The following is a 15,302-nucleotide window of genomic DNA, read 5'->3' on the forward strand; positions in this document are numbered from 1 at the left end:
GCACCTACTTGCGACGAAGCAGCGCCGAGACCTCGGGCATCTTAAGGACGACGGCAAGGCCAAAGGTAACAACAAGCGAGGCGACACCCGCAACGCAAACGTAGCCAAGAGTAATCAGAATCGAGCCGCCAAGTGCCCCGACAAAGTGTTCAAGCGCCCACATGACGCCGGCGCCTGCGGCAGCACCTAGGCCACCGAGCAAAAGGCCAAAGAAACCGCCATGTAGGATAGATTTGACCTGAAGGCCACGCAGGCGACGACGCAGCCACCACAGCGAACAGCCGACCAAGATCACGTAGTCGACGACATACGAAAGCGCGATTGCCGGCATACCGAAGCCCAGCACAACGCCAAACAGCAGAACCGAGCCGGCCTGGCCGATGGCGGAATACAGGCAATAGCGGCTATAGGGCTTCATGTCGAGCAAGGCAGAGAAGCTCTTCTGCATCAACACGACCACGCCGTAGAGCGGCAGCGAGAGCGCCAGGTAGACAAGGTACTCGGACACCAGAGCCACGCCGGATTCATCGAACTTGCCAGCACAGTAGATCATATTGAGCGGACGTGCGAAGACAATCAGGTACAGTGCGAACGGAATCAGGAAGAACAGCATCTGGGCGACGCCACGCGAAATGCCCGTGCGAACGCTGTCGTAATCCTTCTCCTGTGCGTCATGAGAGAGCTCGGTATAGAGCGCCGTCGAAAGCGAGGCGGCAATCAGCGCGTAGGGCAGCGTGTACCACAGGCGCGCATAGGCGATGACGGAAGGACCCGTCTCGGGCTGGACCACCAGCGCGGCAGCGTTGGTGATAGAAGTCGAGACAAACATGCACACCGTGGCGAGCAGCGTCGGGATACCGAGCGCAATCGTCTGGCGCAGCGCGGGGTCCTTAAAGTCGATATGGATATGGGGATGCACGCCGTGCTTGCCAAGCGCGGGAATCTGACATGCCATCTGAACAAAGACACCGAGGGTCGTACCGGCCGCAATCAAGATGATGCCGGCACGTTCGCCAAACTGTGCGGACACGGGCGCAAAACCCATAAAGCTCGCAATGACGATCACATTGTTGAGGACCGGGGCAAACGTCGACCAGAAGTAGTCGCGGTGTGCGTTGAGAACGCCCGAGAACACCGAGCCCAAACCATAAAACAGAATCTGGATGGCAAAGAAACGGAACATGAACGCAGCGGTATCCATGCTGCCACCGTCACCCGAAAGGAACGATTGCGTCCAGATAAAGCCCGGGGCGAACACGGTCCCCAGCAACGAAATGCCACCCAGCACTAAAAGCAGAATGCCGAGCAGGTTGCCCACGTACTCGTTCGAGGCCTCGCGACCCTGCTCACGCCTCACGCCCATGTACACGGGCAAAAACGCCGTCACGAGCATGCCGCCCATCACGAGTTCGTAGAGCATATTGGGCAGGTTGTTGGCGACCTGATAGGAGGACGAGAGCAGCGACATGCCGATAGCGGCCGCCATTGCCCACGTGCGGATAAAACCGGTGACGCGAGACACGATAGTCAGGATGGTCATAAGCCCGGCAGAACGACCAACCGTGGAGTAGTCCGACGAGCCCATGTCGTCAGTGTCATCTCGCGACGAAGAAGCTTCGGATGAGGGTGTCTGAGGCGCAGATTCTTTTGCAAAATGAGCTCCGCGCTTCAATTCTTCCTGCGGCATCGCTCAGTCCTCTCTCGTAATCGCGGCAACCGTCGCCCCACAAAATGCAATTAAATCATCGGGTGCAAGCTCGAGCTGATAACCACGCTTGCCTCCCGAAATAAAAATGGTATCCCAAAGGACGCATGTCTCATCAATGAGCGTCCGGTAGCGTTTTTTCATACCGACCGGGCTGCAGCCGCCGCGAACGTAGCCAGTCGCCGCAAGCAAATCCTTCACATGCATCATGGCCAAGGACTTCTCCCCCGCGGCACGCGCGGCGGACTTTAGATCGAGCTCGTCGGCAACAGGGATGCAGCACACGACATAGTCGTTGGACGGTGTCACGCAGACCAAAGTCTTAAATCCTTGACCGGGCTCCTCGCCAAGCTGCTCCGAAATCGCGACCCCCAGGCCCACCGACTCATCACCATCGTCTTCGTACGTATGTAGAACATAGGAAATGCCGGCGCTTTCCAGCTCGCGCATCGCATTGGTTTTTGGCGTCTTTACAGCCTTTGCCATGACATATCCTTTCCCTCGCATTCGGACGCAAAGATTAAGTATATGTCCAATTCGGCTGCATACGTCACTTCGACACAGCAAGCGCCATCGAATCACAAGGAGTCGATGGCGCCCATAAACTGAATCGCCTATTTATTGAGCATCAAGTTGAGCCTGACGCTCCCGGTCACGCCTGAGCAACGGCGCCAAAAACTTGCCCGTATAACTCTGCGGACAGTCCGCAACCTGCTCCGGTGTGCCCGAAACCACGACGGTTCCGCCGCCGTTACCGCCCTCGGGACCCATATCGATCAGGCGGTCGGCAACCTTGATGACATCAAGGTTGTGTTCAATCACCAGCACCGTGTTGCCCGCATCGACCAAGCGCTGCAGCACATCGAGCAGCTGGCGGACGTCCTCAAAATGAAGGCCGGTCGTCGGCTCGTCCAAAATATAGAACGTCTTGCCCGTCTGGCGTCGATGAAGCTCCTTGGCGAGTTTCACACGCTGCGCCTCGCCACCCGAAAGCGTCGTGGCGGGCTGGCCCAGGCTCACGTAGCCCAAGCCTACATCGTACAGCGTCTGAAGCTTGCGCTTAATCTGCGGGATATTCCCAAAGAAAGCCAGTGCCTCGGCGACGCTCATGTCAAGTACGTCCGAGATGGTCTTGCCACGGTAGGTGACCTCGAGTGTCTCGCGGTTGTAGCGTTTACCGCCGCAAACTTCGCAGGGAACGTAGATATCGGGAAGGAAGTGCATCTCGATCTTGATCTGCCCATCGCCCTTGCACGCTTCACAGCGCCCGCCACTCACATTAAAGGAGAAACGACCCGGCGAGTAGCCGCGCGCCTTCGACTCCGGCGTACTCGCAAACAGCGCGCGAAGATCATCCCACAGGCCGATATAGGTAGCAGGGTTGGAACGCGGCGTGCGGCCAATCGGCGACTGGTCGATATCGATAACCTTATCGATACACTCGATGCCCTCGATTTTCTTATACGGACCCACAGGGCGCGTCGAACGGTGAATGGCATTCGTAAGGGCAGGCGCAATGGTGTCGGTAACCAGGGAGCTCTTGCCCGATCCCGACACGCCGGTAACAACCGTAAGCGTACCAAACTCGATCTTGGCGGTAACGTTTTTGAGGTTGTTGGCTCGAGCGCCCGTAATTTTAAGGCAGCCGCGACCGGGCTTGCGCCGTTCATCAGGCACCCGGATCATTCGTTTGCCGGTCAGATAAGCGCCCGTCATCGACTCAGGACAAGCCATAATATCGGCAGGCGTTCCCGCCGCGACTACGTGTCCGCCGTTGACGCCGGCGCCGGGCCCCATGTCGATCACGTAGTCGGCGGCACGGATTGTATCCTCGTCGTGTTCGACGACGATAACGGTATTGCCGATATCGCGCAGGCGCTCGAGCGTCTTGATCAGGCGCTCGTTGTCACGCTGATGAAGACCGATCGAGGGCTCATCCAGAATATAGAGCACGCCCATGAGACCCGCGCCGATCTGCGTTGCCAGGCGAATACGCTGCGCCTCGCCACCAGAAAGCGTCGCCGAGGCACGATCGAGCGTCAGATAGTCGAGTCCAACATCGACCAGAAAACGCAAGCGCTCCAGGATTTCCTTGACGATGCGCCCGCCGATAAACTGTTGGCGCTCGGTGAGCTCCAGGCCCTCAAAAAACTCGAGCGACTCACGGCACGACAGGCAACAAACCTCGTAAATGGACTTGCCGCCCACGGTGACGGCGAGCATCTCAGGGCGCAAACGAGCGCCGTGGCAGCTCGAGCACGGTTCCTCGCGAATGTACTTCTCCAAGCGCGCCTTGGTGTTCTCGTTCGTCGTCTCGGTATAGCGTTCGTACAGGATGTTGCGAACGCCCGAAAACTTGGTATCCCACTGGCTACGACGTCCGTCGAGCTTTTGGTAGTCAACCGAGATCTTCGTATCGCCCAGGCCATCCAAGAATGCACGACGTACGCGAGGGGGCAAGTCCTCCCACGGCGTATCGGTGCCCACCTTAAAGTGTTTACAGACCGCAGCAAAAATCTGCGGGTAGTAGTTCGAATTGCCAAACAGGCTACCAAAGACTCCGTCGGCAATGGACTTCGAGGGGTCCTCGATCAGCGCCTCGGCATCAACGGTTTTCTTAAAGCCCAGGCCATCGCACTCAGGACATGCGCCATAGGGAGCGTTAAACGAAAAATCACGCGGCTGAAGATCGTCAATGGAGTGTCCATGCTCCGGGCACGCCAAGGCCAACGAATACTCCAGCAGCTCGCCCTCGGTCCCCTCGGGAGCATCACGATCGGGCAGCATGTACACGTTTACATTGCCGTGAGCCAGCGCGGTCGCCTGCTCAACAGACTCGGCGATACGGCCCAGAGAATTCTCACGGATCACGATGCGATCGACCACGACCTCGATATCGTGCTTGAACTTCTTGTCCAGATCGATCGGATCGTCGAGCGAGCGCACTTCGCCGTCGACACGCACGCGGCTAAAGCCCTCGGCGCGAAGGTCCTCAAACAGTTTGGTGTACTCGCCTTTTCGCCCGCGCACCACCGGTGCCAGCACAAACGCGCGGCGACCCTCCCCCGCCGCCAAGACTTTGTCGGCAACCTGGTCGGTCGTCTGGCGCTCAATGACGCGGCCGCATTCGGGACAGTGCGGGGTGCCCACACGGGCGAACAGCAGGCGCAGATAGTCATAAATCTCGGTTACGGTGCCAACCGTCGAGCGAGGGTTTTTAGACGTCGTCTTTTGGTCGATCGACACCGCCGGCGAAAGGCCGTCGATTGAATCCAAGTCGGGTTTGTCCATCTGGCCCAAGAACTGGCGCGCATAGCTCGAAAGGCTCTCGACGTATCGACGCTGGCCCTCGGCATAGATAGTGTCAAATGCCAGCGAACTCTTGCCCGAGCCAGAAAGACCGGTAATGACCACGAGTTGGTCACGCGGAATGGAAACATCGATATCACGGAGGTTGTGCTCACGAGCGCCGCGAATAACGATAGAAGAATCAGACATGGAAGCTCCTTGCCTCCTATTGCATCGAATCATACTGCCGATGAGTTTAGCGCACTCGACGCGCACAGATGTTCGTAATACAAGATTCGCAGACCTTTAGCTTTGCGTATCGGGCGCTTTGTTTCTCGAAATGCCGTGGAAAGGTTACAGTAATCTAATACTGAACTTAATTTGCTGTAACAGAGGAACGTCCATGACCGAAGATATCCCCCTTGAAATCACTTCGAGCGACATGGCCAATCTGCCCATATTCATCGCCGTCCTTATCGTGGCCGCCGTCGTCGTGCGCGTGTATTTTTCAATCAAACACAATGAAAAGCCGCCCATTGCCCGCGTCTTTTGGTGCGCGACGCTCCTCATCCCGCTCGGCGTGGTAGCTGCATGGGTTACGAATCAATTGCTCGTAAATGAGGACAGTTCCCTATGGCTCCTTTCTTATTCGGCGCTCGGTGCTGCCGCCGTCATACTTCTTGTCGAACCCTTGGTTTCGGGACTTATCGACCAAACCGATCTTGCGACGGGAACGGTTGCCTGTATTTGCCGTGACATCCTTGTCATCGCCGCTGTTTCAGCGCTCTCGTTCGTTTCACTCGAAATTGCCTGTAACGAAACGTTCTATCGCATTCCCGCCAACTCATTCGGGTTTTCCGTCGGGCTGCTCGCGACGGTTCTGCTCTCCCTTTATTTGCTGGGACAGCGTCATGGAGGCGTCATGGCCCTCGTGCCCGTCGCCTGTTGCATCCTTGGCATTGCCGAGCACTTCGTCATAACGTTTAAAGGTGAGGCCATCCTGCCAAGCGATATCTTGGCCCTTGGCACCGCAATGGAAGTGAGCGAGGGATACGAGTTTACCTTTACCGCCGGAATCGTAACCTCTCTAGCCCTGCTGGAGATTTCCCTGGGGCTTCTTTCGCTTATCCGACCGAGAAAGCTCCGTACACCCACCCATGTGTTCCCCGCAATCGCCGCTAACCTCTGCGCTTTTCTGCTAGTGACCGTTGTGGGGCTCTCGGGCTTTTCCAGCATCGACTTGGAGCAGGCGCTGAATTTTGGATTTGACCGTTGGCAGCCCATCACCACGTATGCGTCTCAGGGTTTTATCACTTCGTTCACCGAAATGGTCAACGAGTTGCCCATTGAGAAGCCCGAAGACCATACGCCCGATGAGGCGCAGAGCATCGAGCAGGAGCTCGCCGCCACCTACGACAGCACGTATGGCTCGAGCGAGCAGCGCGCGGCGGCCGTTGCCCAGTTCAATGAAATCAAGCCGACGATTGTTGCCGTCATGAACGAGAGTTTTAGCGACCTTTCGTGCTTTGAGCAGCTCCAGGCGGCCGGGTACACCGGCCCCGCATTCTACAACTCACTTCCCGACACACTTGTTCGCGGCACCATGCTCGCTTCGGTCGCCGGTGGCGGAACGGCGAACTCCGAATTCGAATTTTTGACCGGAGCGACAACGGCCTTTGTCGGATTAGGCAAAATCCCCTATCAGCTATATCAGATGAATGGCGTCAACAGCCTGGCAAAGGACCTTAAGGAGCTTGGGTATATCGCTACCGCTATGCACCCGCAAAACCCCGTCAACTACCATCGAGATAAAATCTATCAGCAGCTGGGCTTTGGAGACTTTCTTTCAATCGGCGATTTCGAAGGTGCGCCCTGTTACCATGCCGGCGTATGCGACTACGCCACCTACGACAAGATACTCGACCTGCTTAGAACCGACGAAGCCCCGCAGTTCATCTTTGACGTCACGATGCAAAATCACGGCGGCTACGACTATGGCACCGTTCCCGCCGAGGAGCTGACAAACTATTGGGTCGAGGGAGCCAGCGAGGGCGCCAATAGCGCGCTCAACACCTATCTTACCTGCATCAACGCATCTGACCGGGACCTCGAGTACTTTATCAACGAGCTCCGCAATATCGGCAGACCGGTTGTCCTTGTCTTTTTTGGCGACCATCAGCCGAGCGCCGCAACGACCCTCAACGACGAGCTGTACCCTCAGGAAGATACGGCAAGCCACGCTTTCCGTATCTATCAGTCGACATATTTTGTCTGGGCTAACTATGAAATCGCCGGCAATACCGAGTTCAACGTCTACGACACCGTCGGGGCAAACGAGATTGCAGCCATTACCCTTAATAAGATCGGCGCCCCGCTCACCGACTATCAAAAGGCTCTGCTTGCAACAAGGTCAGATGTGCCCACCATCAATGTCGCCGGCTACCTTGGTGCCGACGGGCTGCGCTACGACTTGGAATCTGAAGATAGCCCATACGCCTCGACGATCGACAAGCTGCAGCGCATGCAATACCTCGAGTTCGCCAGCAAAGTTCAGTAAGCCCGCCCATTCGTTTGGACCCATCGTATTGCAAGCACGCTCGGCCCAAATGCATCGCAAATGACTCCCGCTCGCAAACGAGGGTACAATGACGCTCGTGTCACACCACGGGGCCCCGGCCCCAACATATACAAAGGAGTCATACATGGGTTGCGAGCACGCACAGGCCGCCGGCGGACAAACGTCGCCGTCGCAATTTGAGGAGAACACGCTGTCCGAGGTCAAACGCGTCATCGCCGTGCTTTCCGGCAAGGGCGGTGTCGGCAAGTCGTTTGTCACCGGTGCCATCGCCACCGAGCTTGCCCGTCACGGCCACAAGGTCGGCGTCCTCGATGCCGACATCACCGGTCCCTCCATCCCCAAGATGTTCGGTATGAGCGGACGCCACGTCCATGCCCTCGGCAACCTTATGCTGCCCGAAATCTCCGAGCACGGCGTCAAGGTCATGAGCTCCAACCTGCTGCTCCAAAACGAGACCGACCCCGTCCTTTGGCGCGGTCCGGTCATCGCAGGCGCCATTAGGCAGTTCTGGAGCGAGACCTCGTGGGGCCCCATCGACTACCTGCTGGTCGACATGCCTCCGGGAACAGGCGATGTCGCGCTCACCGTCTTCCAGTCGTTGCCCGTCGACGGCATCGTCATCGTCACGAGCCCGCAGGATCTGGTCTCGATGATCGTCGCCAAGGCGGTCAACATGGCCGAGAAGATGAACGTCCCCATTCTGGGCATTGTCGAGAACATGAGCTATATTGAGTGTCCCGACTGCGGCAAGAAGATCGAGGTCTTTGGCAAGAGCAAGCTCCCCGAGGTCGCAGAACGCTATAACCTCGACATCTTGGGCCAGCTTCCCATCAATCCGGCACTCGCCGAGGCCTGCGATAAGGGCGAGGTCGAGACCGCACTGCCCGATGGCATGTTGCCCAAGGCAGTCTCTGCCGTCGAGGCTATTACCCCGCACGAGACCGACGAGGCCTAAGTGAACACGAGCGCCTTCTATGACGTCCTGGTAATCGGCGGCGGGGCTTCAGGCCTCGCCGCCGCCATTACGGCTGCACGTGCTGGCAAAAGCGTCTGCATCGTTGAGCGCGATGTCGCCTGCGGCCTTAAGCTCCTTGCGACCGGTAACGGCCGCTGCAACCTCTCCAACGAATCGATTGATCCTCAGCGGTATAACCACCCCGCATTCGTCGAATCTGTCATGGGCCCCCAACCCGAACAAGAGCTTATGGGTTTCTTCTCCTCGCTGGGCATCATGACAACCTCCGAGGAAGGCCGGCTATACCCGCGCTCCCTTCGCGCAGAATCGGTGCGCGACGCGCTTCTCAACGTTTGCGACCGCCTAGGTATCACCTTAATCTGCGGAGCCAACGTTGCCTCGGCGCACAAAGCTTCCGAAGGCTGGACACTCCAAATAGACCGTCCAGCGCGGGCACTCAAGGCAAAAAAGCATGACGACCGAAAATCGGAGCTCCGCTCGCTTCGGAAAGCGCTCGCCGATGTCCCTCGCAAGAACGAGGCCCTGGAGGCACATGCCGTAATTATCGCCACGGGTGGCAACCCCACCGGTATCGCCGATACGTTTAGCCTCCCCCTCACTTCGCTGCGCCCCATCCTCTGCCCCGTATCGGCAACGGTCGTCGGCGATCGGGCGGCACTCAAGACGTTGGACGGTCTGCGCGTCCGCGCCCGCTTGACGCTCGCCCGCAATCATAATGAGCTCTGGCACGAAGACGGTGAAGTCCTGTTTCGAACCTTCGGGATCTCGGGCGTCGCTGTCTTCAACCTCTCCCGTCGTATCCAGCGCGGCGATACGATCCTGCTCGACGTTTTCCCCGACCTCTCTAAAGACGAGTTGCTCGATATGCTTAACCGGCGCGTTAAGCTGCTCGGCGGCTTTTCGCCCCGCGATCCCCGTTGGCTCGACGGCATGCTCGCCCCGCAACTCTCCCGCGTCGTCTGCACAGCGTTCGAGCAGTGCCATCCAGGCTCCAACGATGTCATCCACCTGGTCTCGATCCTCAAGCATTTTAAGTTGCTCGTCGAAGGAACCGCCGAGGAGCGCTCGGCGCAGGTCACGCGTGGTGGCGTATCTGTCGAGAGCATCTCAACACCCAGTCTACGCGCGCGCAGCGTTGTCGACACCCCGCTTTACGTCTGCGGCGAAGCGCTCGACATCGACGCCGATTGCGGAGGCTTTAACCTTGCGTGGGCATGGCTCTCGGGCATTCGCGCTGCAAGCAGCTTGTAGCCGCGCAGTCTATAATCAAAAACGCATTCGGGCCGTCTGGGATACCGGACGGCCTCTTTCTTGCCTCTAAGGAGACCTCGATGATTGAAATCACCCAAGTCAACGCGTCGCTCGATGAAGCCGGCGATGAAAATGCCTGCCTCATTGTTGGCAAGCGAGTCGCCAAGCGCGTCCTACGTTGCAAAGACTCCGAGATCAAGTCCATCGAGCTCCACCGCAAGTCAATCGACGCTCGCAAAAAACGAGACGTCCATTTTATCCTGAGCTTTCGTGTTGAGCTGACCAGTCCCCACCTCGAGCGAGAAGCGGTCGACAGCGTTTCCGAGCGTGACCGCTCGCGCGTACGCGCGATAAAAGACGATGGGTCTTCATTCCCCACCCCCGTCTCCGACGCACCTCAAGAACGCCCTGTCGTTGTCGGCGCCGGATGCGCTGGCCTTTTCGCCGCGCTAACGCTCGCCGAAGCAGGTCTTAAGCCCTTGCTCATCGAGCGCGGCGACCCGGCATTTCGCCGCTCGCATGCGATCGACCTCTTTCTAAAGGAGCGCATCTTCGACCCCGAGAGTAATATCCAGTTTGGTCTGGGCGGCGCGGGGACCTTCTCGGACGGCAAGCTCAATACGGGAACAAAAAATCCCGCCCATCGCCTTATCCTCGAAACCTTCGTCGAGGCGGGTGCGCCCCGCGATATTCTGTGGGATGCCAAGCCGCACATTGGCTCCGACATCCTTCCCACGGTTGTCACCGCTATATCCCAGCGCATCGAGCAGCTCGGAGGTATCGTCCGTTATCGAACGAAGCTCGTCGACATTCACATCGACGCGTCTGGCGCCATCACCGGTATTGATGTCCAATCGTCCCAAGACGCCGCTTACGAGCCAATCGAGACAAAGCACCTCATCCTCGCCTGCGGGCATTCTGCTCGCGATATTATTGAGCTCCTTAAGGACCACAACGTGGCCCTCGCACAAAAGACCTTTGCCATGGGCGTTCGCATCGAGCATCCGCAGCGCGACATCGACCGAGCCCAATATGGAGCCTTGGCGGGACATCCTGCCCTCGGAGCAGCCCCTTACAAGCTCGTCGCCCATCTTCCCAACGGCCGCAGCGTGTTCTCGTTTTGCATGTGCCCCGGCGGGCAGGTTGTCGCCGCCTCTTCCGAGCAGGGCCACCTGTGCGTCAACGGCGCCAGTCTCAATGCCCGCGACGGACGCAATGCAAATGCCGCCTTACTCGTTAACGTCACGCCTGAGGACCTTCCCAACGATGACCCGCTCGCCGGCGTCGAGCTCCAGCGTGCCTGCGAGGCGGCCGCCTATCGCCTGGGCGGTTCCAACTGGAACGCACCGGCACAACTCGTCGGAGATTTCCTCGCAGGACGCGCCAGCAAGGCGCCCGGAAAGGTAAAGCCCACCTATCCGCTCGGTGTGACCTGGACGGCAATTGACGAAGCCCTGCCGCAGCATATCGTCGAGTCGCTCCGCCTGGGACTTCCCCTACTCGGAAAAAAGCTACGCGGCTACGACCGCCCCGATGCCGTTCTTACCGGCGTGGAGACTCGTTCGAGCTCACCGGTCACTGTCACCCGAGACCGAACGTGCCATGCTGTGTCGACCCCGGGCCTCTACCCTTGTGGTGAGGGAGCTGGATATGCCGGCGGCATCATGAGCGCAGCCACCGACGGCATCCGTTGTGCCGAAGCCCTGATCGCAGACCTCTAACGCACGAATTCCAGCGCGCAAAAGACGCATGCCCCGAGCTCCGCAGGGAACTCGGGGCATGTTCGCTATTTCTTAAACCGTGCACCCTGGCGTTTTCTGCCCGATGCGAACGTGGAACCCTTGCGGGCCTGCGAACGTAAGCGCTCGATCGTCTCGTCCTCAGACGCACCCTCGAGCATCGCCCGAATCTGAACGATGGCATCGCGCAGGCGCGCCGCCTCCTCAAAGTCCATGGCAGCAGAAGCGTTACGCATATCCTCTTCCATGGTTTCGACGATCCGCACAAGCTCGTCATGCGGCAGTTCTTCCAACTGCTCCGCAAGTGTCTGCTCGGGCGCCACCGTTTCCGGCACGCCACCCTCGCCCGACTCATCGGGCGTATAGAATGCGCCATGGCCAAGAGAGTCGCCCTTCGAGCGTCCCTTGGAACCCACGGTTTTTTCGGCCTCGGCAATAAAACTTGAGATGTCGTTGATGGCCTTGCGCACCGTCTTGGGCACAATGCCATGCTCTTCGTTATATGCCATCTGAATCTCGCGACGGCGCTGCGTCTCCTCGATGGCCTCTTTCATCGAATCGGTCATAACGTCTGCATACATGATGACTTCGCCATCGGCGTTACGGGCCGCGCGGCCAATCGTCTGAATCAGCGAACGGCGGTTGCGCAAGAAGCCTTCCTTATCGGCATCGAGAATTGCCACCAGTGAGACCTCGGGGAGATCCAAGCCCTCGCGAAGCAGGTTGATGCCAACGAGAACATCGATCTTTCCCTCGCGCAGCGTTCGCAGGATCTCGACACGGTCCATCGTCGCTGTATCGGAGTGCATGTAATTGACCTTAATGCCGGCATCAAGCAGATGGTCGGTCAGGTCCTCGGCCATGCGCTTGGTGAGCGTGGTCACCAGTACGCGCTCCTTGCGCACCACGCGCTCGCGAATCTCGTCCTCAAGATCGTCAATCTGCCCACGAACCGGACGCACATCAATCTTGGGGTCGAGCAGACCGGTCGGACGAATAATCTGCTCAACATCGTTCTGGCTCACCCGCAGCTCGTAGTCGCCCGGCGTGGCCGAAACGTAGATGAACTGGGGGATCCTTGCCTCAAACTCATCGAAACGAAGCGGGCGGTTATCGAGTGCCGAAGGAAGGCGAAAACCGTGTTCCACCAGCGTCACCTTACGCGAGCGGTCACCTTCGTGCATGCCGCGAATCTGCGGCACCGTCACATGGCTCTCATCGATGATGCAGAGCATGTCCTTAGGGAAGTAATCGATCAGGGTAAACGGCGGCTCGCCCGGTTTTCGACCGTCCAGATGACGCGAGTAGTTCTCGATACCGTTACAAAAACCCATGGTCTCGAGCATCTCAAGATCATAATCGGTGCGCTGCTGCAGACGCTGTGCCTCGAGCAACTTGTCGGTCGCCTTGAGCTCGGCCACACGCTTCTCGCACTCTTCACTGATTGATTTCAGAGCCGCCTTGACCTTCGGCTTCTCGGTCACGTAGTGCGATGCCGGCCATACGGGGATGGCCTCGTACTCACGAAGCATCTCACCGGTAACCTCATCGATCTCGGCAATCAGCTCGACCTCGTCGCCAAAGAACTCAAACCGCAACGGATGCTCGGCATAAGGCGGATACACGTCGACAACATCGCCGCGCACGCGGAACGTGCCGCGCGCCAGGTCATAGTCATTGCGATCATATTGAATGTCGATAAGCACATGGATAAAGTCATCGCGCTCGAGCGGCACCTTCTTGTCGACGTTTGGAGCCAGACCCGCATAGTCCTCAGGAGAGCCAATGCCATAGATACACGAGACCGATGCGACAACGATCACATCACGTCGAGAGAGCAGTGACGCGGTCGCCTGATGGCGCAGCATCTCGACCTCTTCGTTAATCGAGGAGTCTTTCTCGATATATGTATCGCTTTGCGGCACATACGCCTCGGGCTGATAGTAGTCGTAGTACGAGACGAAGTAGACCACAGCGTTATTGGGAAAGAATTCTTTGAGCTCGCTCGCAAGCTGAGCGGCGAGCGTTTTATTCGGAGCCATGACAAGGGTCGGCTTACCCAAGGCCTCAATGGTTTTGGCCATCGTAAAAGTCTTACCCGAACCAGTCACACCCAGCAAAACCTGATAGCGGTCTCCGTCCCTCACGCCCCGCACAAGTGACTCAATGGCCTTGGGCTGGGAACCGGCAGGCTCATAGGGGGAAACGACTTCAAACGGCACCTCAGCGCCCTCAACGCCAAAGCGCTTAAGTTCACCACCAACGCGTTCTACTTCAAATTCCGCCATGGATACTCCTAACTCATACATCTGCAGTATACGCAGGCGGTGGGCTTAGTCCTATACGAACCGATCGGGATAGAGAGTCTTATATCGAACCCAGGCATTATTGACGCGAATCAGATAAGCCTGAGTTTCAGGGAAGGTAATCGCATTATGGAGTGACGTGTTCTGCTGCGCCCATCCGTCGACATTGCCCATACCGGCGTTATAGGCGGCGATGGCACTATCCGTCGACCAGTTGAAATAGGCGAGAAGATACGAGAGGTATGCGCAGCCAAACTCGATATTCGTAGCCGGATCGTTAAGATTGTCGGCCGAATACTCCCCTCCGTCGACAAGGCCCTTGGCGATCATATCCTGAGCAGTCTCGGGCATCAGTTGCATCAATCCCTGAGCACCCTGATTCGACTCGGCCTCGGGGTCCCAATTCGATTCCGACTTAATGACAGCGCACACCAGATACGGATCCAGATTATGCGAAATACTGGATTGCTTTACATACGCCTCGTAGTCAATCGGATACAGCGGCTTAAAGAAAGCGGCAGGGGCACACGAGTAGACGAGCGAAATAAGGCCGAAGACGAACACAACGGCAAGTGGCGCCACGCGATACCACGTAAAGAAACGTGCCTTAGGCATCGGCCTCCTCCTTATCCGGAGTATCTATAAACCCGTGGCATGCAAGCCATGAGTCAAGCTGCTCAAAGAGCGAATTATCGCCTGCGGCATTATCAATCACCGTTGTAGCGAGATTGCACAGCGCAGACTCATCGGGCTGGCAAGCAGAACGGGCATCGAAATCAGATGGCTCCATGCCACGTTGAATAGCGCGCTCGCGACGAACTGACAAAGGGGCGCTGATGACCAGAATTTCATCAGCCAAGCCAAATGCATCCTCAAAACCAGTCGGAGCAGAAACCTCGACCACCGCAAAGGGATAACGGGGAGATGAAACCGTACAACAAACCGGATCGAGAATCCTAAGCGAAAGCTGTTCAATCAGAACAGGATGCACGATGCCATTGAGCCGTGCGACCGAATCAGGAGAAGCGAAAGCTCGAGAAGCGAGGATGCTGCGGCGAATGCCGCCTTCCTCATCCAAAATGTCCCAACCGAATTCATCCGCGAGAGTATTGACGATATCAGAGCCCGGCACATACAGAGATTTTGCAAGCTCATCCAGATCGATAAGCATAGCGCCACGAGATTCGAAATAGCGGCAGGCCGTCGACTTACCCGAAGCAATATTGCCCAAGACAAATACGGTAAACATCAAGCCCTCCCTAACGCCAATGCGAGTAATTATCGCTCAAATACACTAGAAGGACTCAAAATACAGCCAAAGAGTAAGAGCGCATACGGGGGAGGTGGGTCCCAAAGCACAACGTGTATACAACGCAAAAAAGGGGGAGGCCGCGAGGCCTCCCCCTTCTCAGTTCAAGCGTACGGCTCGGTGCCGTCCACCGGTCAGCGGCGCCCTGGC

General features: G+C 57.7%; 10 protein-coding genes. 4 read left to right on the forward strand and 6 right to left on the reverse strand.

Annotated elements, in window-relative coordinates; translation table 11 throughout:
- Nucleotides 1–4: 4 nt before the first annotated feature.
- The 3 genes from murJ to uvrA all read right to left on the reverse strand — a co-directional run bounded on the left by murJ (nt 5) and on the right by uvrA (nt 5,203).
- On the reverse strand, nt 5–1,585 hold the full coding sequence (gene murJ, locus AB5750_RS08095) for a murein biosynthesis integral membrane protein MurJ (protein ID WP_117848727.1): 1,581 nt from the start codon (nt 1,583–1,585) through the stop codon (nt 5–7).
- 105 nt (nt 1,586–1,690) lie between these two features.
- On the reverse strand, nt 1,691–2,191 hold the full coding sequence (gene ybaK, locus AB5750_RS08100; protein ID WP_006236166.1) for a Cys-tRNA(Pro) deacylase: 501 nt from the start codon (nt 2,189–2,191) through the stop codon (nt 1,691–1,693).
- Between the two features lie 132 nt (nt 2,192–2,323).
- Entirely contained in the window at nt 2,324–5,203 is a 2,880-nt protein-coding gene (uvrA, locus tag AB5750_RS08105) for an excinuclease ABC subunit UvrA (RefSeq protein WP_368145534.1), read from the reverse strand.
- 193 nt (nt 5,204–5,396) lie between these two features.
- On the opposite strand from uvrA, the gene AB5750_RS08110 reads away from it, so the two are divergent.
- From AB5750_RS08110 to AB5750_RS08125, 4 genes are all read left to right on the forward strand, one after another.
- Nucleotides 5,397–7,550 carry an LTA synthase family protein gene (locus AB5750_RS08110; protein WP_368145535.1) on the forward strand — a complete coding sequence of 718 codons (2,154 nt, stop codon included), beginning with the start codon at nt 5,397–5,399 and terminating at the stop codon, nt 7,548–7,550.
- A 145-nt stretch (nt 7,551–7,695) separates the two neighbouring features.
- Nucleotides 7,696–8,526, forward strand: a complete 831-nt coding sequence (locus tag AB5750_RS08115) for an Mrp/NBP35 family ATP-binding protein (protein ID WP_022094864.1) — start codon at nt 7,696–7,698, stop codon at nt 8,524–8,526.
- Nucleotides 8,527–9,798: an NAD(P)/FAD-dependent oxidoreductase gene (locus AB5750_RS08120; protein WP_138112008.1), complete on the forward strand. Its 1,272-nt coding sequence runs from the start codon at nt 8,527–8,529 to the stop codon at nt 9,796–9,798.
- Nucleotides 9,799–9,878: 80 nt separating this feature from the next.
- Nucleotides 9,879–11,519, forward strand: coding sequence for an NAD(P)/FAD-dependent oxidoreductase (locus tag AB5750_RS08125; protein ID WP_368145536.1), 1,641 nt, complete (start codon nt 9,879–9,881; stop codon nt 11,517–11,519).
- 65 nt (nt 11,520–11,584) lie between these two features.
- Here AB5750_RS08125 and uvrB read toward each other — a convergent pair whose 3' ends face one another.
- The 3 genes from uvrB to coaE are packed head-to-tail and all read right to left on the reverse strand — an operon-like array spanning nt 11,585 to nt 15,092.
- Entirely contained in the window at nt 11,585–13,825 is a 2,241-nt protein-coding gene (gene uvrB / locus AB5750_RS08130) for an excinuclease ABC subunit UvrB (RefSeq protein ID WP_368145537.1), read from the reverse strand.
- Nucleotides 13,826–13,876: 51 nt separating this feature from the next.
- The gene (locus AB5750_RS08135; RefSeq protein WP_368145538.1) at nt 13,877–14,458 is read right to left on the reverse strand and encodes a lytic transglycosylase domain-containing protein; all 582 of its coding nucleotides are present in this window, start codon (nt 14,456–14,458) and stop codon (nt 13,877–13,879) included.
- Nucleotides 14,451–15,092 (reverse strand): dephospho-CoA kinase, encoded by a 642-nt coding sequence (gene coaE / locus AB5750_RS08140; RefSeq protein WP_055286973.1) that lies wholly within the window; start codon nt 15,090–15,092, stop codon nt 14,451–14,453. Before coaE ends, AB5750_RS08135 begins: the two co-directional genes overlap by 8 nt.
- Nucleotides 15,093–15,302: the final 210 nt, after the last annotated feature.

The sequence above is a fragment of the Collinsella aerofaciens genome, from assembly GCF_040926185.1.
Taxonomy (GTDB): domain Bacteria; phylum Actinomycetota; class Coriobacteriia; order Coriobacteriales; family Coriobacteriaceae; genus Collinsella; species Collinsella aerofaciens_BC.